The organism is Pectinatus haikarae (genome assembly GCF_015732185.1).
GTDB lineage: Bacteria > Bacillota > Negativicutes > Selenomonadales > Selenomonadaceae > Pectinatus > Pectinatus haikarae.
The window spans coordinates 1-19271 of sequence record NZ_WIQM01000008.1 but is presented as its reverse complement, the minus strand read 5'-3'; the positions used below and the strand labels follow the sequence as shown (position 1 = coordinate 19271).

The 19271-nt window shown below is 42.6% G+C and carries 18 protein-coding genes, 2 rRNA genes and 1 riboswitch; of the genes, 11 read left to right on the top strand and 9 right to left on the bottom strand.

What is annotated here, in order from left to right:
- Positions 1–8: 8 nt before the first annotated feature.
- The 3 genes from I6758_RS04345 to I6758_RS04335 form a co-directional block, all read right to left on the bottom strand.
- Positions 9–1016, bottom strand: coding sequence for an ABC transporter substrate-binding protein (locus I6758_RS04345; protein ID WP_196603985.1), 1008 nt, complete (start codon positions 1014–1016; stop codon positions 9–11).
- Positions 1017–1147: 131 nt separating this feature from the next.
- The gene (locus I6758_RS04340) at positions 1148–2008 is read right to left on the bottom strand and encodes an RluA family pseudouridine synthase (RefSeq protein ID WP_196603984.1); all 861 of its coding nucleotides are present in this window, start codon (positions 2006–2008) and stop codon (positions 1148–1150) included.
- Positions 2005–2232, bottom strand: coding sequence for an AtpZ/AtpI family protein (locus I6758_RS04335; protein WP_196603983.1), 228 nt, complete (start codon positions 2230–2232; stop codon positions 2005–2007). Before I6758_RS04335 ends, I6758_RS04340 begins: the two co-directional genes overlap by 4 nt.
- A 131-nt stretch (positions 2233–2363) precedes the next feature.
- On the opposite strand from I6758_RS04335, the gene I6758_RS04330 reads away from it, so the two are divergent.
- Entirely contained in the window at positions 2364–2837 is a 474-nt protein-coding gene (locus I6758_RS04330) for a hypothetical protein (RefSeq protein WP_196603982.1), read from the top strand.
- Positions 2838–2928: 91 nt separating this feature from the next.
- Here I6758_RS04330 and larC read toward each other — a convergent pair whose 3' ends face one another.
- Together larC and I6758_RS04320 are read right to left on the bottom strand one after the other, a co-directional pair.
- A complete protein-coding gene (larC, locus tag I6758_RS04325) occupies positions 2929–4113 on the bottom strand; it encodes a nickel pincer cofactor biosynthesis protein LarC (RefSeq protein WP_196603981.1) in 1185 nt (394 codons plus the stop codon).
- A gap of 20 nt (positions 4114–4133) precedes the next feature.
- Positions 4134–4733: a DedA family protein gene (locus tag I6758_RS04320; RefSeq protein ID WP_196603980.1), complete on the bottom strand. Its 600-nt coding sequence runs from the start codon at positions 4731–4733 to the stop codon at positions 4134–4136.
- Between the two features lie 230 nt (positions 4734–4963).
- Positions 4964–5148: riboswitch (cobalamin riboswitch) on the top strand.
- Positions 5149–5421: 273 nt separating this feature from the next.
- Between I6758_RS04320 and I6758_RS04315 the strand changes: the two genes are divergently transcribed.
- The 5 genes from I6758_RS04315 (at position 5422) to I6758_RS04295 (ending at position 10213) form a co-directional block, all read left to right on the top strand.
- Positions 5422–6417 (top strand): sirohydrochlorin cobaltochelatase, encoded by a 996-nt coding sequence (locus I6758_RS04315; RefSeq protein ID WP_196603979.1) that lies wholly within the window; start codon positions 5422–5424, stop codon positions 6415–6417.
- Positions 6418–6655: 238 nt separating this feature from the next.
- Positions 6656–7354 (top strand): precorrin-2 C(20)-methyltransferase, encoded by a 699-nt coding sequence (gene cobI, locus I6758_RS04310; RefSeq protein ID WP_196603978.1) that lies wholly within the window; start codon positions 6656–6658, stop codon positions 7352–7354.
- A 42-nt stretch (positions 7355–7396) separates the two neighbouring features.
- On the top strand, positions 7397–8350 hold the full coding sequence (locus I6758_RS04305) for an ABC transporter substrate-binding protein (protein ID WP_196603977.1): 954 nt from the start codon (positions 7397–7399) through the stop codon (positions 8348–8350).
- A 118-nt stretch (positions 8351–8468) separates the two neighbouring features.
- The gene (locus I6758_RS04300) at positions 8469–9425 is read left to right on the top strand and encodes a FecCD family ABC transporter permease (protein ID WP_231038544.1); all 957 of its coding nucleotides are present in this window, start codon (positions 8469–8471) and stop codon (positions 9423–9425) included.
- Positions 9425–10213 carry an ABC transporter ATP-binding protein gene (locus tag I6758_RS04295; RefSeq protein ID WP_196603975.1) on the top strand — a complete coding sequence of 263 codons (789 nt, stop codon included), beginning with the start codon at positions 9425–9427 and terminating at the stop codon, positions 10211–10213. Before I6758_RS04300 ends, I6758_RS04295 begins: the two co-directional genes overlap by 1 nt.
- A 103-nt stretch (positions 10214–10316) precedes the next feature.
- Here I6758_RS04295 and I6758_RS04290 read toward each other — a convergent pair whose 3' ends face one another.
- Together I6758_RS04290 and I6758_RS04285 are read right to left on the bottom strand one after the other, a co-directional pair.
- A complete protein-coding gene (locus tag I6758_RS04290) occupies positions 10317–10793 on the bottom strand; it encodes an acyl-CoA thioesterase (RefSeq protein WP_231038511.1) in 477 nt (158 codons plus the stop codon).
- A gap of 189 nt (positions 10794–10982) precedes the next feature.
- Entirely contained in the window at positions 10983–11618 is a 636-nt protein-coding gene (locus tag I6758_RS04285; protein WP_196603974.1) for an HAD family hydrolase, read from the bottom strand.
- Between the two features lie 198 nt (positions 11619–11816).
- Between I6758_RS04285 and I6758_RS04280 the strand changes: the two genes are divergently transcribed.
- Positions 11817–13067 (top strand): Nramp family divalent metal transporter, encoded by a 1251-nt coding sequence (locus I6758_RS04280; RefSeq protein ID WP_196604463.1) that lies wholly within the window; start codon positions 11817–11819, stop codon positions 13065–13067.
- Positions 13068–13245: 178 nt separating this feature from the next.
- Complete coding sequence (locus tag I6758_RS04275) at positions 13246–13902, top strand: MgtC/SapB family protein (protein ID WP_196603973.1); 657 nt, start codon at positions 13246–13248, stop codon at positions 13900–13902.
- Positions 13903–13914: 12 nt separating this feature from the next.
- On the opposite strand, the gene I6758_RS04270 is transcribed toward I6758_RS04275, so the two are convergent.
- Both I6758_RS04270 and ybaK read right to left on the bottom strand, forming a co-directional pair.
- The gene (locus I6758_RS04270; protein WP_456291236.1) at positions 13915–14952 is read right to left on the bottom strand and encodes a DUF805 domain-containing protein; all 1038 of its coding nucleotides are present in this window, start codon (positions 14950–14952) and stop codon (positions 13915–13917) included.
- A 91-nt stretch (positions 14953–15043) separates the two neighbouring features.
- Positions 15044–15514, bottom strand: coding sequence for a Cys-tRNA(Pro) deacylase (ybaK, locus tag I6758_RS04265; protein ID WP_196603971.1), 471 nt, complete (start codon positions 15512–15514; stop codon positions 15044–15046).
- A gap of 169 nt (positions 15515–15683) precedes the next feature.
- Here ybaK and I6758_RS04260 point away from each other — a divergent pair, with 169 nt between their 5' ends.
- From I6758_RS04260 to I6758_RS04250, 3 genes are all read left to right on the top strand, one after another.
- The gene (locus tag I6758_RS04260) at positions 15684–15893 is read left to right on the top strand and encodes a hypothetical protein (protein WP_196603367.1); all 210 of its coding nucleotides are present in this window, start codon (positions 15684–15686) and stop codon (positions 15891–15893) included.
- A 194-nt stretch (positions 15894–16087) separates the two neighbouring features.
- Positions 16088–17637, top strand: a 16S ribosomal RNA gene (locus I6758_RS04255).
- Positions 17638–18100: 463 nt separating this feature from the next.
- A 23S ribosomal RNA gene (locus I6758_RS04250) occupies positions 18101–19271 on the top strand; the annotation flags it as partial.

Genomic DNA, 19271 nt, shown 5'->3' with positions numbered 1-19271 from the left:
AATTGAATTTATTCTATGATGTCCGCGCCCTGCAGAACATCGTCAGGGACAGTAATGCCCAGAGCGGCAGCATTTTTCTTGTTCACAGTCACTTTTAAATCGTTGGCTGTTTGAATAGGCATATCGGCAGGTTTTGCTTTTCCGTCTAAAATATCGGCAGCCATGTATCCTGTCTGTACACCCAATTTATAATAATCTATGCCATAAGTGGCAAAACCGCCCTGCTTAACCATGTTCGGTTCCGCACAAATAACAGGGATTTTAGCGGCATCCGTTATAGAAGCCAACGTAGGCATTGCCGATGCGATGACATTATCGGTGGGTTCATAAAATACATCTGCTTTACCTACCAGACTTTGTGCAGCCTGCTGTATGTCATTTACTGTGGAAACAGTTGCGGTTTCCACCTTCAGGCCCTTGGATTCGGCATATGCTTTCATCCTGTTGACTTGGATTTCTGAGTTTATTTCGCTGGAAGAATATACAGTACCAATGGTTTTGGTATTGGGAAACAATTTTAGAAGAAGGTCGATTTGTTTTTCAACAGGGCCGCCGTCGGTCGTGCCGGTTACATTACCGCCGGGCTTTTCATTTGAGGCAACCAGTTTTGCAAGCTTATAGTCGGTGATAGCAGTGCCTACAATGGGGATGTCCTTGGTGACATTGGCAACTGACTGCGCCGCGGGAGTAGCAATGGCACAAATCAAATCATCCTTGTCGGCAACAAAGCGCTGAGCAATATTTTTCAAATTGGATTGGTCAGCCTGTGCATTCTGCTGATCGACAGTAATATTTTTTCCCTCTTCATAGCCGCGTTCTTTCAGACCGGCAATAAACCCCTTGTTGGCAGCATCCAGCGCATTGTGCTCTACCAGCTGAACGACACCTATTTTAAAAGTTTTTTTACCACCGGAAGAATTGTCGGCAGTTTGTGAGCCGCAGCCGGAGATAATGCCTGCAGTTAAAAAGGCAGTAAGACCTAATGCAGCAAATTTTAAATTTTTTGATTTAAACATATAGCAGCCGCACCTTTCTAAATTTTATTAATATAAACAGAGTTCTTATTTCGGTTGAATCAATATTCATCTGAAATAATCAATACTTTCAATTATACAGGATTGCAGGTTAAAAATCCACTGCGGTTTGATTATAGCAGCTGCATCATATCCGGAGGCAGATCGGATGAAATATGGATCTGTTTGTTATTTATCGGATGATTGAATATTACTTTATATGCATGCAGGGCCTGGCGATCGATAAGGCTGCAGTCACCGCCATATAGATCATCACCAAGAAGCGGATGCCCGTCCGCTGCCATGTGCACACGTATCTGGTGAGTGCGCCCCGTATAAAGCTTGAGTTCGATCAGACTGCGGTTTTGCATAGTTTTCAGGACTTTGTAGCGAGTGAGAGCAGGCTGTCCGCCGGGCATTATCATTCGTTCGATAATACTTTCCGGTTTGCGTCCTATAGAGCTGCAGAGCATGGCTTCATAAGGATGCGGATGGTCTTTTACGACGGCTTTGTATAAACGGCAAATCCTGTCATGCGATGCTGATAAATAATATTGTATCTGCGGCTGCTTGGCGATTATTATAAGACCTGTCGTATTGCGGTCCAAGCGGTAAACGGGATGGCAGCCGGCTGTCTGACCGGTTTGCATATAATAGCCTGCAATGATATTTACCAAGGTATCACTGCATATTTTACTTGTAGGATGAATTATCATATCGGCAGGCTTATCGATAATCAAAAGCCATTCATCTTCATAAACTATGTTGAGAGGTTTGTTGCAGGGAACTATAGAAGAAGTTTGCTCAAGCTCGTAACTGACCGTATCTCCTGCCTTTACAAAGGCATCAGCTGCGCGGACAGGGATATTGTTTATGCAGAGGCTGCCGTGCCATTTGATTTTTCGCCATAAATTTGTAGATACTTTAGCATGAGAAGCTAAAAAATAACGGAGCTTTTGTTCTTTGTGTCCATCAGGAACGGTGAATTTTATCATAAAACATCTTTCTTTATAATTTGATAAATGCTCACTAATGCAAGAAGAAAACCGGCTATAGTGCCTATGCATGTCAGTATAGGTTCGGTTGAAAAAAACAGATCAGCCTTGTAGCCGAGAAAAGCCGTCACGCATATGATGAGTGCAAAACTAATGCCCAGACCGCTGACACGTCCGAAAATTTGCAGTGTTGATCTGTTTTTTTTGTTATCATTTTCAGTCATAGGTATCACCCTTTGTAATTTTAGCATACTTAAAAGATATATGATATAATTAACAAAAATAGCATATGGATAAATGATTCAGACAAGCGGTTTTTTTAAAAAACAAAATGTTTTGGAGGAGCGATATGCGTATGAGAAAAAAATTAGCGGCATTTATATTCAGCCTGGTCCTGCTTTTTGCAGTATCCGCATCGGCTGATGAGCAGCAGGAGGCTGCTGCTCAGGATGACTGGATACCGATTGTCCTCGGACATGGAAATGATGACATTTTTTATTTTGATAAAACATCGCTGCATTATGATACTGAGAAAAATGGCAGCATAAACAAAAATATTGTTGCTTACAAAGAAAAAAGGATCAATCGGGATTCCGGCACGTTGGAAAATGGGTATTACAGCATCACTGACTGCAAAATTAATTTAGAAAATAGTACATTGCTGCTCGGTGAGGAAACTTTCTATAAAAGCAGCGGGGAGAAACGTTGGAGCACAGCACCGACATATCTGGTTTGGTATACAGTCAAACCGGGAACTGTCGGATGGTCAAGATTTTCTGCGGTCGCACAGTATGTCACTGAAAACCAAGAGACAGTAAAAAATGAATAGAAAACAGACAGCAGCAATTGATAATTGCTGCTGTCTGTTTCTGTAGTGATATGGCAGAGGCAATAAGCTTCATTTGGAATGTGGGAAGAAATCATTTATTGTTTTCTGCAAGGTAATAGGCTATGCGCAAGGCTTCATGCTGAACCTCTCTGATAGGGACGCTTTTTTTTGCCGCAAGCTGCCGACAGTCATCATATTCGGCAGAAATATTACTGACTTTTCCCTTGTATCGGGCAACTTTGCAATGAACGAGGCCGTAAGCAGTGGAAACAACTTTGATTTCTCTGTCAAGAGCAACCCGGTCTGTTTCACTGACACGCATGCCAAGAGTAGTAGTTTCGCTAAAAACTATATCGCACACAGTCGTATAATCGTTTTCTTTTGCCAGTACAGAAAGCATTTGTCCGGGACGATTTTTCTTCATCATAATAGGAGTGACCCATACATCAAGTGCTCCGGCGTCAAATAATTTTTCGGAGGCATAGCTGAAAATCTGAGGGCTCATATCGTCTATATTGGCTTCCAGAAGAATAAGCTTATCTATACTTGTACTTTCACAGGTTTCTTTTATGTATACGCGCAGAACATTCGGATGCGGTAAATCCCAGGTGCCGGCACCGTAGGCTATTTTGTCGTAAGAAAAATTCTGCAAAACGGAGCCTTTTTTTGCTAATGTTTTTATTATGGCGGCGCCGGTAGGCGTTATCAGTTCCTTTTCCGCCGGACCGCTTTTCAGCTCAAAACCTTTCAGCAGTTCCGCTGTCGCAGGAGCAGGAACTGGCAGCTGTCCGTGTTCACAATTGATAAAACCAGTGCCGGTATGCAGATTGCCTACGAAAATATTTTTTATATCCAGATATTCAAGACATATCGCTGCACCGACAATATCTATGATCGCATCTACGGCTCCTACTTCATGGAAATGTACTGATTTAGTGTCGGTACCGTGTATTTTCGCTTCAGCCTCAGCCAGGCTGCTGAAGACGGACAACGCAGTATCCTGAACATTTTCGCTCAGTAAAGATTTGATGATAATTTCCTGGATATCGGACAAGGTCCGGTGAGCAGAGTGCGCTTTACAAAGAACAACATTAAAATATATTGCATTTACGCCGTTTTTATTGGTATTTTCTATGAGCAGGGAATATTCGTCCGGTAAACGCAGTTTTTTCAGCTGAGATTCAAGATATTCTCCAGGTACTCCGGCATCCAGCAATGCGCCGATCAGCATATTGCCGCTTACGCCAGAAAAACAATCAAGATATATTGCTTTCATTAAATCACTCCAAATAGAAATTATTTTTGTTTTTTACGATGACGAAAATACAAATATAATACTGCCAGGATGATGATCGCAGAGATTATCAGGCTGAATTCGTGACCGATGGCGAGCATTTTTTTCCAGTTGTCACCAAGCAGTATGCCTATATAGATGATGAGGATAGTCCATGGAAGAGAACCGGCAAAGGTAAATAAAATAAATTTTTTCATATCTACGCCGGCGAATCCTGCAGGAAGAGAAATGAAGGTGCGTACGACGGGCAGGAGCCGACTGAAAAAAACAGCCTTTATGCCGTACTTGTCGAACCAGCGCTGTGCGGTGTCAATATGCGATTGCTTCATAAAAAAATATTTGCCATATTTATTGATAAAAGGACGGCCTCCCCAATATCCAATATAATATGTGACTATAGAACCTGCCATACCGCCGGCCATTCCTGCTGCAACTGCCTCTGCAAAATCAATATGCCCAATAGATACAAGATAGCCGGCAAAACCGAGAATAAGCTCACTGGGGATGGGGATGCAGGCATTTTCTACAGCCATGAGCAGAGCTATTGCCAGATATCCCCATGAAGCAATAAATTCCAAAAAAATAGTCGAGTATTGTTCCATTTAAACAGTTCCTTTTGTTGTGGAGAAATTAATATCATATTAGCAATTATACAATATTTTACGATATACCTCTAGTCTAAAATCATGTTTTATCGGTTCCTTTGCTGCAGGCATGAGAAAAGCAGATTGATTTCAGCGTATGTTCTGTACTTATCAGTTATTTTGTAAATAATGACGATTCCCTCATTGACAATAGAAGAAATTAATTGTATCATAAATAACGACAAAAATTTAATATCAGTGAAACAGGTGTCCGTAAGGACTTAAAGGAGAAGTTGGTATAAAGCCAACGCGGTCCCGCCACTGTAATGACGAGTAATTCTGCAAAATGTCACTGTGACAGTTTAGCTGCATGGGAAGGCGCAGGAGAGCTATGACTCAGAGCCAGGAGAACTGCCTGTTTGTCGATCACCGTTACACGATAAAGCTTTACTTCATAAGGCAGACTTATTGTTTGTTTTGAGGATAAGCTGCCTATATGGTTTTATTTGTGTGGTACCTGCGAGCGATGGGTTAGGTGGTATTTTCAGACAAATTTTTTGAGATTTCGTCGGATTATACCCTTCATTGCATTTTACATGAAGGGTTTTTTATTTTGATGATATTTCCTGCGACACACATTTGCCGGGAAAGTGATTGACACTGAGAATATGGTAATGAAGAAAAACTTTAGGAGAGTGTTGTCAAAATGAAATCGAATTGGAAAAAAATGTTGGTCGCTTCTATGGCGTGTGTTGCTTTAAGTGGATTTATGGCTACTTCCTATGCCAGCTATAAGCTGAACCCGGAAGTCACAGATGCTACTCCCGCTTTAAAACAAGCGGCTGAAATCGGTGTGCGCACTTATAATAATCCTCAGATGGCAAACGAAGAAAATAAAGATGCGATACTTGTCATGAGCTTTGGGACTACGTTCAAGGACTCCCGAGAAAAAACGATCGAAAAAACTGTGCAGGAAATTCAGGCGGCTCATCCTGATGCTAAGGTTGTGCTGTCTTTTACGTCACATATTATTATTGACAGAATCAAAGCCAAGGAAGGCATAACGATTCCTACGCCGGAAGATGCGCTCAAAGATCTGAAGGCACAGGGGTACACGCGCGTAGCAATAGCATCTTTGGACGTTATTCCTGGAATGGAGTATGCATATGATTCTGCAGTATATGATATATACAAGAAGGATTTTAAAAAGATGACATTGGGAACTTCCGCTATGTATTGGATGGGACAGGAAAATCAGCGTGACGATGTAATAGAATTTTTGAAAGCATTTTCCACACAGTTTCCAAAAGTAGCAAAAGACGAAGCCGTGTTGGTTATGGCACATGGAACGCCTGACCCCAGTAATGCTTATTATGCTGTCATTCAGGACAGAATAGATTCGCTGAAATTGAAAAACACATATCTGTATACAGTAGAAGGATGGCCGAATCTGGAAACTATAATCCCTGAATTAAAGGCAAAAGGTATTAAAAAGATAACACTTATGCCTATGATGATGGTAGCGGGTGATCATGCCAATAACGATATGGCAGGAGCTGAACCTGAATCACATAAATCAATTTTGGAAAAAGAAGGATTTAAGGTGGAAACATATATCCATGGACTTGGTGAAAATGCAGCGGTGCGCAATATTTTTGTGGAACGTGCAAATGAAGCATGGAGCGCCTTGGAAACAAAGTAAGTCCGCAGGATAAATAAAGAAAGTTTTAATAGGACCTTATTCCAAAATATTTTCGGTTTGGAATAAGGTCATCTGTTTCGCAAAAGAGTATTTCATTTATGGGGATCCACTGCAATTGTTTTCTACACGGAATTTCAGCAGCCATCTGACAGATTAAAAAATTTTTGCTTTTAGAGAAACTTTTCTGTATAATTTTAGACTGTATGTTAAGTATATTATATTTTTGAGGAGAATATTGATGACAGGTATTTTTTATGGGATAGGTGTCGGCCCGGGCGATCCGGAGCTGCTTACGATGAAAGCAATAAAAACATTGGAAAAAGTTGATGTGATAATAGCTCCCAAAACAGAAAAAAAAGATGGCAGTGTTGCCTTATCAATAGCCAGTCCCTATCTGAAACCGGCCGTCGAAATCGTTTATCAGGTATTCCCTATGGTGACACATTTTGAACAATCTCCTCAGAGCTGGCAGAAGAATAAAGAAGAAATATTGAATCTGCTCAATCAGGGCAAAAATGTAGCTTTTTTGACATTGGGTGATCCGATGTTTTACAGCACATATATTTATGTTCATCGCCTGCTGAAAAATGAGGCAGTGCCAATAAAAACGATTCCGGGGGTACCGGCTTTTTGTGCGATAGCAGGCCGGTTGGAATATCCTCTTGTTGAAGGCAATGATATTATAAGTGTGATACCGGCAACCGCTGATGCCGAAAAGATAAAAAAGGTGCTGGCCGTGTCAGATAATGTAGTTGTCATGAAGGTCTATAAAAATTTTGATGAAATAGTAACAGAGCTCAAAAAGAAAAAATTAGCTGATAACGCCGTTATGGTAAGCCGCTGCGGGCTGCCTGACGAAGAATGTATATATGATATAGCACAAGTAAAGCAGGTCCCAAATTATCTGTCGACTATTTTAGCACGACGCAGTAAATAAAAGTTGCTATTATCTCGACAAATCAGGGAGATGTGATTACGTATGAATAAAAAGACCGTTTTCTGTTTTCTGGTATTCATAAGTGCAGCGATATTTCTTGCCGGATGCGGCAATATCGTTGAAAAAACAAAAACAGAAGCATATTTGACCATACAGGACGATGCTGGAAGGACAGTCGCACTTGATAAAAAACCTGAACGGATTGTAGCGCTGTCCACGTCTTTCCTTGAACCGCTGCACGAGGTGGACGCGACGGTCATTGGCTGTCCTTCTTCCCAAATGGGTATCCCGGAGTATTATAAAGATATAGAAAAGGTTGGCGCTGTATATAATATAAATATAGAAAAAGTAGTCAGCCTGCAGCCGGATCTGGTAATAGCCATGAAGGGCATGAATGATAAATTTGTAGCTAATCTGGAAAGCAACAATATACCTGTTATAGTACTGGATATGAAAAGTTATGATCAGGTGAAACGCAGCCTGGATATTTTCTCGCGGATAACGGGAGAGGAAGATAAGGGCAAGAAACTTGTCGAAAAAATGGATAAAAAAATAGAGGATGTAAAAGGACAGATGCCGAAAGAAACAAAGCGTGTAGCTATTCTGCATACCACGGCACAGGATGTCACCGTTCAGCTTGACGGGTCGATAGCGGGCTCAGTAGCCAAAATGCTGGGATTTGTCAATGTGGCAGCGGATGCGAAACCGCTTGACGACAATCCGGACGCGGCTCCGTATAGTCTGGAAGTTTTGGTGAAGGCAGATCCGGATGCAGTTTTTGTGACAAGCATGGGAGATATGCAGACTATAAAAAAGGCTATGCAGGATAATGTGGAAAATAATTCAGCGTGGCAGACTTTGAGGGCAGTACGGGAAAATCATGTATATTATCTGCCGCAAAAGTTATTTCTTTTAAATCCGGGTATGCATTATCCTCAGGCGGTGGAAACGATGGCTAAAGAATTGTATCCGCAGCAGACGGCGGAAGGAAAATAAATAAGTTATAGACAAAGCGTCTGCCGTTGCTGGCAGGCGCAATTTTTACATATATAAGGTGCATATTATGAAGTACATACACGGACAGGGTATCGAGAGGAGCATTTCAAAACGCAAAATGCTTATTCTGGCAGGATTGATAGTTTTACTTGTTGTGAGTGCAGGTGTGGCTTTATCGCAGGGGGCCGTATATATAACACTGCAGGAAATACAGGATGCATTAAACGGCGGGAAGGGGGCAAACAGCCAGATTATAATGAACATACGTCTGCCGCGGACACTTCTTACCGTTTTTGTAGGAATGAATCTTGCAACAGCGGGAGCGGTATTGCAGGCAGTTATGAAAAATCCTCTGGCGGACCCGCATATTATAGGAATTTCTTCTGGCGCAGGCATAGCGGGGATATTCATAATGATAGTAGTGCCGCAGTTCAGCTTTTTGATAACGCCGGCAGCCTTTATCGGAGCGCTGCTTGCCGCATTATGCATTTACATATTGGCATGGAAAAATGGCATAAGACCATTGCGGATAATTTTGGCCGGAGTAGCTGTTTCTTCGTTTATAGGTGCGGGAATATCAGCTTTGCTTATATTGTACAGTGATAAAGTCCATGGTGCCCTGATGTGGATGGTAGGGGGCTTTGCCGCACGGTCATGGAGCCATGTGGAACTGATCTTACCATATACTGTTGCCGGAGTTTTATTTGTATTACTGTTTACAAGGCATTTAAATATTCTTTTGCTGGGGGATGAAATAGCCAGAGGGCTGGGCATGAATGTTGAACGGACACGGATCATCCTCACCGCAGCAGCAGCACTGCTTGCGGCAAGTGCTGTTTCGGTAGCGGGCTTGCTGGGATTTGTCGGACTCATTGTTCCGCACACGGCGAGGCTGATAATAGGCAGTGATTATAGATTTTTGCTGCCGGCGTCTGTCTTGCTGGGCGGGTCCGTGGTAACGCTCAGCGATACTGTAGCCAGATGTGCGTTTGCGCCGATAGAGCTGCCGGCCGGTATTTTTATGGCGATATTGGGAGTTCCGTTTTTTCTCTTTTTGCTGAGGAGGGAATTGTGATGTCTGCGCTAAGAACGGAAAATATATGCGTTTCTTTTCAAAATAAAATGGTCCTGGAAAATATTAGTCTTAATTTTCCGGAAGGAAAAATAACAGCTGTTTTGGGACCGAATGGATGCGGTAAATCAACATTGCTGCGTATAATGGCAGGATTTCATAGAAACTATGAGGGAAAAGTTTTTTTGGATGGAAAGGCGCTGCGGGAACTTTCGGCAGAAAATATTGCCCGTCGTATGGCTGTTTTGCCGCAGACTGTCAGTGTACCGGCCGATCTTAGTGTATATCAGCTGGTGGCATATGGACGTTTTCCTTATAGGGGGATTTTTAAAAAAAATGAAAAGGACGATCAAAAAATAATAGACTGGGCTATGCAGGAAACAGGTATTCAGTCTATGGCAGACAGACAACTGAACGCGTTGTCAGGTGGTGAGCGTCAGCGGGCATGGATCGCGATGGCTTTGTGTCAGCAGCCGGAAATACTGCTGCTGGATGAACCGACGACATATCTGGATATAGCTCATCAGCTCGAAATAATGCAGCTTATAAGGCTGCTGAACAAACATCGGAATATGACGGTTGTAATGGTGCTGCACGATATAAATCATGCCCGGTCTTATGCGGATAACGCCGTGCTTATCAAGGACCATAAAATTTTTTCTGAGGGACAGCCTGATAAAGTTCTGTCAGTGCCGGCACTGGCCAAGGTGTTCAATGTAAAAGCCCAGATGTATCAGAATAAAATAAATGTGTCTGATGAGATAATATTTGCCACAGGTTTATCAAAATAGCTGCTTATTAAGGCAATAGAGACGCAATATTAGTGTTTATATATTATATAAAATAAAAAAGTGCACCTGCTCATTGAGCGGTACACTTTCTTGCTTTATATGGTCAGGCTTTAGTTTCCTTTTTTTCGCAGCGCCGCTTGGCTTTATATGAGTCGTAACGGGCTTTGCCAGCCTCAAATGCAGCCTTTTCCTCAGGTGTATTTATTTCTAAAGGAAAAATCTGAGCCGGTTTGGAATTTCGATCCAGAGCAACCATCGTAAAAAATGCTGATAATGCAGGAATAGGCGGAGTATGTGAACGCAGATCCTCGACCAAAACCTTTACATGAACTTCCATCGAACTTCTGCCCGCAAATACTATTTTAGCGGAGCAGATGACAAGATCGCCTACTTTTATGGGCTGATGAAACTGCAACTCGTCTACCCGTGCTGTAACAACGTTTGTTCGTGCATAGCGCCGGGTTACGGCATAGGCGCATGAGTCCATAATCTTCATTATTTCACCACCGTGGATATTCCCCTCAACGTTGGCTTGGTTAGGCATCATTATTTCTGAAATAATCAAATCCCTTTCTTGCAAAACATTCACCTCTTTTAAATATATCCATAGTTTTTGAACGTTATATGGATTTTGCTGGACTCAAGCTGTTATACGCAAGCCTGTACTGATAAATATGACAGATATTGGCACAGGTGCCGTTTAGCATAGATATATTTTACAGTGTTTTATTTTGATGTCAAGTATAATATTGCGGTTTTGTATAAACTGTCAAAGGATTTGACTAAGGGACTGCATAATTTTTATGTGCGGATATTCAGTAAAATCGTCATACGGAGTTGCCCCAGTCAATACCGCGGCAAAGGATATACCGGCAGCTTCGGCGGTCTGAGCATCTGTTATACTGTCACCTATGTAAATTGAACAGGATTTATCAGCACGAAGTATGTCTAGAGCCTGCCAAACGGGGTCCGGTGCCGGTTTCGGTCTAACAGCATTTTCTGTACCTATTATGGTATCAACAAGATGCGCGATATTTTCCTTATTGAGAGTCTGCAGGATACGCCGGCGTGTTTTATTGGAGACAATGCCGATGTTGCAGTCCAGATTTTTCAGTTTTTTTAATATAGGAACTGTTGTTTCGTACAAATGAGTATTTTCTGTCATGCATGTATCGGCAAAAACACTGTATTGCTTTTGCAGGCGGACAAGAATATCCTGAGCTGTTTCACCTGTCAAAATGCTTATTGCTTCTGGCATCGGAAGACCTATAGTGTGTTTGATCTCATCTTTTGTTCTCGATGGGCAGCCATTTTGGGTCAAAAGCTTTTCAAAGCACATTACGATGCCTTTTTCCGAATTTGCCAGGGTATAATCAAAATCAAAGAGATATGTTTTGTATTCCATAAATTGCTCCTGTTTGAATAAATAAAATGCAGCCGTTATCTGAGCATACTTTTCAATTTGAATGTGCCATACTATATGTGGATAACAAATTACATTTTATAATAATATTTTTAATTTCACAATTAATTTGCTATACTTAATGAAAAATTATATGCAGTATATCGGCAAGTAACGAATACGGGAGGGACATAAGTGAAAATAGGAAGATATTTTGAAACTGAGATAACCAGAAAGAGTGCAAGAGATTTTTTGCGCTATATAGGTCCGGGAATATTAATAACGGTTGGTTTTATAGATCCAGGAAATTGGGCATCAAATCTGGCGGCAGGGTCAGAATATGGATATGATCTGCTGTGGATGGTGACACTTTCTACTATTATGCTTATAATATTGCAGCATAATGCTGCTCATTTGGGTATCGCAAGCGGACTTTGTATATCTGAGGCAGCCAGTTATAATTTGCCGAGGGCAGTATCTGTATTTTTGCTTATATCTGCAATGGGAGCAGCTGTATCAACCGCGTTGGCAGAAATTCTTGGCGGTGCTATTGCATTGCAGCTGCTTTTTAACGTACCGCTTATGTACGGAGCTGTTTTTATGGCAGTGTTTTGTGTCATTTTATTGAAATCAAATTCCTATCATAAAATGGAAAAAATAATCATAGGTTTTGTGTCTCTTATTGGGTTATCTTTTATAGCCGAATTATATTTGGTACCCGTGGAATGGTCAAAAGCGGCAGTCGGATGGGTATATCCTTCTATACCGCATGGCTCTCTTGTAGTTATAATGAGTGTTCTGGGAGCGGTAGTGATGCCGCACAATCTTTTCTTGCATTCGGAAATCATTCAGAGCAGACAATGGAATTTGGAAGATGAAAAAGTTATTGAACGTCAATTGAAATATGAGTTTATAGATACACTTTTTTCCATGGGAATAGGATGGGCTATCAACAGCGCAATGATATTGATAGCTGCCAGTACCTTTTTCGCGCATAACATCGTGATAGATGATTTGACACAGGCAGTGAATATGCTGAAACCTCTATTGGGAGGAAATGCAGCTATTTTATTTGCGGCAGCGCTGCTGTTTGCCGGGTTATCTTCCACGGTAACTGCGGGTATGGCCGGCGGAAGCATTTATGCAGGCTTGTTTAGAGAATCTTATGATATAAAAGATAAACATTCGTGGCATGGTGTTTTACTTACATATGGTTTGGCGGTATTGATAATATTTTTTATCAGTCAGCCGTTTGATGGATTGATATATTCTCAAATGGTGTTGAGCATGCAGCTGCCCTTTACGATATTTTTGCAGATATATCTTACATCGTCCAAAAAAATAATGGGTAAATACGCAAACAGTGTGAAACAAAAAGTGATGTTGTGGATAATAGGGATCATAGTCACAGCACTTAATATAATGCTTTTGCAGGAAATGTTTAATTTGTAATTACGAAAAGAAAATACTATTATTACTTTGTAAACTTGTTAGAAAACATTAACAAAGCGGGTTGCAGGGATGCCTTATTAGTTATCCACAATTTTATCCACATATTGTGCATGATTGTTGATAACTTTTATATACGTGCACAGGAATAAAGCAAAAGTATGAGCGGGGAGATGTTATTGTGCCTACTGAATGGGAGGCGTGCATACGGCTTGTATTGTCAGCAATACTGGGAGGTATCATCGGCTACGAGCGGCAGTATAAACATAAATCAGCGGGATTGAGAACCAATGTTCTTGTCTGTGTGGGATCCTGTCTGATAATGCTTTTATCACAAATGATATATGCGGATGTTGAGGGGAAAACAAATGCCGACCCCGCCAGGCTTGCAGCGCAAGTTGTGAGCGGAATCGGTTTTTTAGGAGCCGGAGCAATAATAAAAGAAGGCGTAAATATCATAGGACTGACAACAGCTGCCTGTATATGGGTGGTTTCCGGTGTAGGGTTGGCTATTGGAGCGGGCTATTATACGGGCGCGTTTTTGACGGCCGCAATAGTTTTTGCTGTATTGACTACGCTGTCACACATGGATAATTGGATGAAATATGGTAATTTTACCATTGTTATGGTCACAGAGGATGCGGCAGGACAGGTGCTGCTGATCTACAAATGCCTGAAAGCAGATCAGCTGACTATAAGGGGAATGCAGATCCTCGGAATGCCTAACAATGTACTTAGGCTGGAATTTGTTGTTCATGAGGGAAAAGATATTACACGCAGCGAGTTAAGTGCTAAATTATCGGCACTCAGCAATGTGATCAGTGTTGAAATATTTTAAAATGAGAACGGATCATTCTAATGTATCGGGTCTGCTGGAAAGCAATAAATCTTCACCATATTTATTCTCCCCGCTGTCGCCTTTTATAAACAGAAGATATAAATTTATACAGATTATCCAAAGAAACATGATACCGGTCAGCAAAAAACTGATAATGCTGCCTGTCGGGAAATTACTATTGCTGAACGCAGGCAGAGTAGATGTAATTAAATAATAGGGTGCTTCCGTGAGAAGAAGAAAGAAACCGTTGTGCCCCAAATCATGCCATCGGCGTATTTTCCAAAATAAGAATATCAATGTAAATATTATCCCTATAAACAGAAAAACAGAAGCTGCAAACAAAATGAAGATAATGAAGAAAGAACCTGCAATTACATTGGAAAAATTGACAGCTGACTGCAATAATATGCCAATACCGGCAAAAAGGACAAAGACAATAGACAACGCTGCACATGTTAATATGCTTATACTGAGCAAACCGATGCCGCGCAGCAGGTAACGCAGTCGATTAAGTCTCCCTTCCCAGGAAAAAGACTGCTCGAAAAGAGTGGCCGGATAAGATGTATTTACCGGTTCGCGCAAATGATAGCCGGGCATGGAGAGAAGAACACTGTCACTGAGACTGTCAGAAGAAGGCCCATACTTATTAGCATCCGTATCTCCTTTTTGCCAACATAAATAAAGAAAGAAAATAACATTGATAAGGGGAAGCATATAAAAAAATAAAAAACGATGATCTTTTCCGAGATCATAAAGTCTGCTGATGCTCATACACATAGAAGCCGCTAAAAAAAGAATACTCCATGAGATCAGGCTGCTTAAATAGTCTGTGATGATATAAGCAATATCTGGAGAATATAGATTGTAAACAGGGGGTATGGAGGTCAGAATGTCAGAAGCTGAATTCATAACAGTACTTTCTGCATGGAGCAGTGAAGTCGTAAACACTGGGATGGTAAAAGGTAATGTTAAGGCGGCAAGAATGAGGCAGCAGGCAAATAAATAGACATGAGCAAAAATGAAACGCCTGCGATTCAGACGGTACTGCATTGAAAGGTATATTTTTACATTCCTTGCGATAAAATTTTTCAATATATATGGAAACCTCTTTTCTGAATGAAATAATAGCAATAGATCCGGACTATTTCAGCAGGTCAGCAGTTTGTGCGTGTGCTGCGATGATAAGATCGGCAGGCGCAAGCAGCAGCTGTTCACCGCGCATACCTGCACTGATGGCTATCCGTGGCAGAGAAAGAGCGGTGTCATTTAAATATACGGGATACTCCTTTTTAGCACCTAACGGCGAACAGCCGCCTCTTATGTAGCCTGTAAGTCCCTGAATTTCTTTCATATGAACCATTTCGACACGTTTATTGCCGCTTATTGCTGCCAGCTTCTTTAAATCTAGTTCATCATCGCCGGGAATGCAAGCCATGAGAATCCCTGTTTTGTCGCCGCGGGCCACAAGTGTTTTAAAAATTGTCTTTATATCCATATTTACCTTGGCTGCAACATTGACTGCACTTAAATCATCAGGATCGACTTTATATGCTTTGATTTCATAAGCTATATGTAAACGATCTAATATACGGGCGGCATTTGTTTTTTTCATTTTTTTTGAGATCCTTCCTGAAAAAATAGTTGGTTATTATTAATAATTTTACATAATTATTATAGCTTAATTAGATACAGATAACAAAATAGAGCAGTAAAAAAGAGAGAAAACGGGGAAAAAAGGAACCGGCCTCTCTCTTTTTTTATTGAACGAAACAGGAAGAGACTTGCTGCCTGAAAATCATGGAAAAGCCTGCAACATAAGGGCGGACAGGCACAACAGAAAAGAAGAGAAGCAGGGAAAAGGGAGAGGGAAAAAGAGCAAAAAGGAAAAATCTGAAAAAAAGATCAGAAAAAGGATTGACAAAGAATGTGAGATTAGATATAATAATTTCTGCGCTCAAGAGAGCGGCAGGGACTCGGAAACAAATCAATAAGATTTGAAAAAAAGTTCTTGACAAACGAAAACGCCTGTGATAATATATACAAGCTGACTCGTTGAGGCAGGCACCTTGAAAACTAAACAATACATCATAATGTTTTCAAACATACCGGATGTGCGGTTTAAATATAAACCTGAAACAATTTCTTTTAAAACAAAATGAAAGAGCCAAATTGGCTCTCCAATAAATTAATGGAGAGTTTGATCCTGGCTCAGGACGAACGCTGGCGGCGTGCTTAACACATGCAAGTCGAACGGGACTTTTATTTCGGTAAAAGTCTAGTGGCAAACGGGTGAGTAACGCGTAGGCAACCTACCTTCAAGATGGGGACAACATCCCGAAAGGGGTGCTAATACCGAATGTTGTAAGAGTACTGCATGGTACTTTTACCAAAGGCGGCTTTTAGCTGTTACTTGGAGATGGGCCTGCGTCTGATTAGCTAGTTGGTGACGGTAATGGCGCACCAAGGCAACGATCAGTAGCCGGTCTGAGAGGATGGACGGCCACATTGGGACTGAGACACGGCCCAGACTCCTACGGGAGGCAGCAGTGGGGAATCTTCCGCAATGGGCGAAAGCCTGACGGAGCAACGCCGCGTGAACGAGGAAGGTCTTCGGATCGTAAAGTTCTGTTGCAGGGGACGAATGGCATTAGTGCTAATACCACTAATGAATGACGGTACCCTGTTAGAAAGCCACGGCTAACTACGTGCCAGCAGCCGCGGTAATACGTAGGCGGCAAGCGTTGTCCGGAATCATTGGGCGTAAAGGGAGCGCAGGCGGACATTTAAGCGGATCTTAAAAGTGCGGGGCTCAACCCCGTGATGGGGTCCGAACTGAATGTCTTGAGTGCAGGAGAGGAAAGCGGAATTCCCAGTGTAGCGGTGAAATGCGTAGATATTGGGAAGAACACCAGTGGCGAAGGCGGCTTTCTGGACTGTAACTGACGCTGAGGCTCGAAAGCCAGGGTAGCGAACGGGATTAGATACCCCGGTAGTCCTGGCCGTAAACGATGGATACTAGGTGTAGGGGGTATCGACCCCCCCTGTGCCGGAGTTAACGCAATAAGTATCCCGCCTGGGGAGTACGGCCGCAAGGCTGAAACTCAAAGGAATTGACGGGGGCCCGCACAAGCGGTGGAGTATGTGGTTTAATTCGACGCAACGCGAAGAACCTTACCAGGGCTTGACATTGATTGACGCATTCAGAGATGGATGCTTCCTCTTCGGAGGACAAGAAAACAGGTGGTGCATGGCTGTCGTCAGCTCGTGTCGTGAGATGTTGGGTTAAGTCCCGCAACGAGCGCAACCCCTATCATTTGTTGCCAGCACGTAACGGTGGGAACTCAAATGAGACTGCCGCGGACAACGCGGAGGAAGGCGGGGATGACGTCAAGTCATCATGCCCCTTACGTCCTGGGCTACACACGTACTACAATGGGATACACAGAGGGAAGCAAAGGAGCGATCCGGAGCGGAACCCAAAAAATATCCCCCAGTTCGGATTGCAGGCTGCAACTCGCCTGCATGAAGTCGGAATCGCTAGTAATCGCAGGTCAGCATACTGCGGTGAATACGTTCCCGGGCCTTGTACACACCGCCCGTCACACCACGAAAGTCATTCACACCCGAAGCCGGCTAAGGGCCTTATGGAACCGACCGTCTAAGGTGGGGGCGATGATTGGGGTGAAGTCGTAACAAGGTAGCCGTATCGGAAGGTGCGGCTGGATCACCTCCTTTCTAAGGATTTTTTATAAAATCTGTCGAGTACATCCGGAAAATGTGTATGAGAAGTTTATGTATTGTTTAGTTTTGAGGGTTTCTCCCTCTATAATAAAGTTTATTGTAAGCATTGTGATGATGTTTATGTAAAATTTAGATTGCACATTGAAAACTACACAGAAGAAAGCAAAGAACAATTATCACCAATGCCAAACTTGTGAAAAAACATTTTCTAGAGAATGGCGGGGAATAGTTGGACCAAGCACAATTAGGAAACTAAAAACAAAAGCTAAGACGAAACATATGAACTTAAGCTAAAAGGTGACATTTTAAGAGTAATCTTAGAATGTAACGGCAAAGCTGCAAGAAACATCATAATGCAAGGAAGGGCAAAGCTGAATGAAGAAAGCGTATTAATATACGCTGATGAGTGAAGCAAAGCACTGACGAAGCAGGATGGTATTAATGGCAGGTTTGACGAAGTTAAGCGAATAAGGGCATACGGTGGATGCCTTGGCGCCAGGAGCCGACGAAGGACGCGGTAAGCTGCGAAAAGGTACGGGGAAGAGCAAGCATCTAGTGATCCGTACATATCCGAATGGGGCAACCCGTCAGAAGAAGTTCTGACATCCGAAAGGAAGGTAAACCCGGGGAACTGAAACATCTAAGTACCCGGAGGAAGAGAAATCAAACGAGATACCCAAAGTAGCGGCGAGCGAAATGGGCAGATGCCCAAACCGTAACACTTCGGTGATACGGGGTTGAGGACCGGCAGAAATTAAGGAACGTTTAGCCGAATGACTTGGAAAGGTCAGGCATAGGAGGTAAAACCCCCGTAGGCGAAAAGCGGAACTTAAGGGCCGGGATCCAGAGTATCGCGGGGCACGAGAAACCTTGCGAGAAGCTGGGGGGACCACCCTCCAAGGCAAAACACTAACTGGCGACCGATAGCGCATAGTACCGTGAGGGAAAGGTGAAAAGAACCCCGGAAGGGGAGTGAAATAGAACCTGAAACCGTATGTCTACAAGCAGTCGAAGCTCCGTAAGAGAGCGACGGCGTGCCTATTGAAGAATGAACCGGCGAGTTACATTATATTGCGAGGTTAAGTGGAAGACACGGAGCCGAAGCGAAAGCGAGTCTTAATAGGGCGTTAAGTAATATGGTGTAGACCCGAAACCGCAGTGATCTATGCATGTCCAGGTTGAAGCGCAGGTAAAAATGCGTGGAGGACCGAACCCGTGAGTGTTGAAAAACTTTGGGATGAGGTGTGCATAGGGGTGAAATGCCAATCGAACGCGGAGATAGCTGGTACTCCCCGAAATAGCTTTAGGGCTAGCCTCAAGGGAAGATTACAGACGGTAGAGCACTGATCAGGCAAGGGGGCGTAAAGCCTACCGACCCTAGTCAAACTACGAATGGCTGTAATAAAATACTTGGGAGTCAGACTGCGAGTGATAAGACCCGTAGTCGAAAGGGAAACAGCCCAGATCACCGGCTAAGGTCCCAAATGCTGTGCTAAGTGGAAAAGGATGTAGGACTTCATAAACAACCAGGATGTTGGCTCAGAAGCAGCCACCATTAAAAGAGTGCGTAATAGCTCACTGGTCGAGAGGCTCTGCGCCGAAGATGACCGGGGCTCAAGCACAGAACC

Coding starts and splice junctions, on each gene's coding strand:
- I6758_RS04345 (WP_196603985.1), bottom strand. CDS start 1,016: ATGTTTAAATCAAAAAATTTAAAATTTGCTGCATTAGGTCTTACTGCC.
- I6758_RS04340 (WP_196603984.1), bottom strand. CDS start 2,008: ATGATAAAATTCACCGTTCCTGATGGACACAAAGAACAAAAGCTCCGT.
- I6758_RS04335 (WP_196603983.1), bottom strand. CDS start 2,232: ATGACTGAAAATGATAACAAAAAAAACAGATCAACACTGCAAATTTTC.
- I6758_RS04330 (WP_196603982.1), top strand. CDS start 2,364: ATGAGAAAAAAATTAGCGGCATTTATATTCAGCCTGGTCCTGCTTTTT.
- larC (WP_196603981.1), bottom strand. CDS start 4,113: ATGAAAGCAATATATCTTGATTGTTTTTCTGGCGTAAGCGGCAATATG.
- I6758_RS04320 (WP_196603980.1), bottom strand. CDS start 4,733: ATGGAACAATACTCGACTATTTTTTTGGAATTTATTGCTTCATGGGGA.
- I6758_RS04315 (WP_196603979.1), top strand. CDS start 5,422: ATGAAATCGAATTGGAAAAAAATGTTGGTCGCTTCTATGGCGTGTGTT.
- cobI (WP_196603978.1), top strand. CDS start 6,656: ATGACAGGTATTTTTTATGGGATAGGTGTCGGCCCGGGCGATCCGGAG.
- I6758_RS04305 (WP_196603977.1), top strand. CDS start 7,397: ATGAATAAAAAGACCGTTTTCTGTTTTCTGGTATTCATAAGTGCAGCG.
- I6758_RS04300 (WP_231038544.1), top strand. CDS start 8,469: ATGCTTATTCTGGCAGGATTGATAGTTTTACTTGTTGTGAGTGCAGGT.
- I6758_RS04295 (WP_196603975.1), top strand. CDS start 9,425: ATGTCTGCGCTAAGAACGGAAAATATATGCGTTTCTTTTCAAAATAAA.
- I6758_RS04285 (WP_196603974.1), bottom strand. CDS start 11,618: ATGGAATACAAAACATATCTCTTTGATTTTGATTATACCCTGGCAAAT.
- I6758_RS04270 (WP_456291236.1), bottom strand. CDS start 14,952: ATGCAGTACCGTCTGAATCGCAGGCGTTTCATTTTTGCTCATGTCTAT.
- ybaK (WP_196603971.1), bottom strand. CDS start 15,514: ATGAAAAAAACAAATGCCGCCCGTATATTAGATCGTTTACATATAGCT.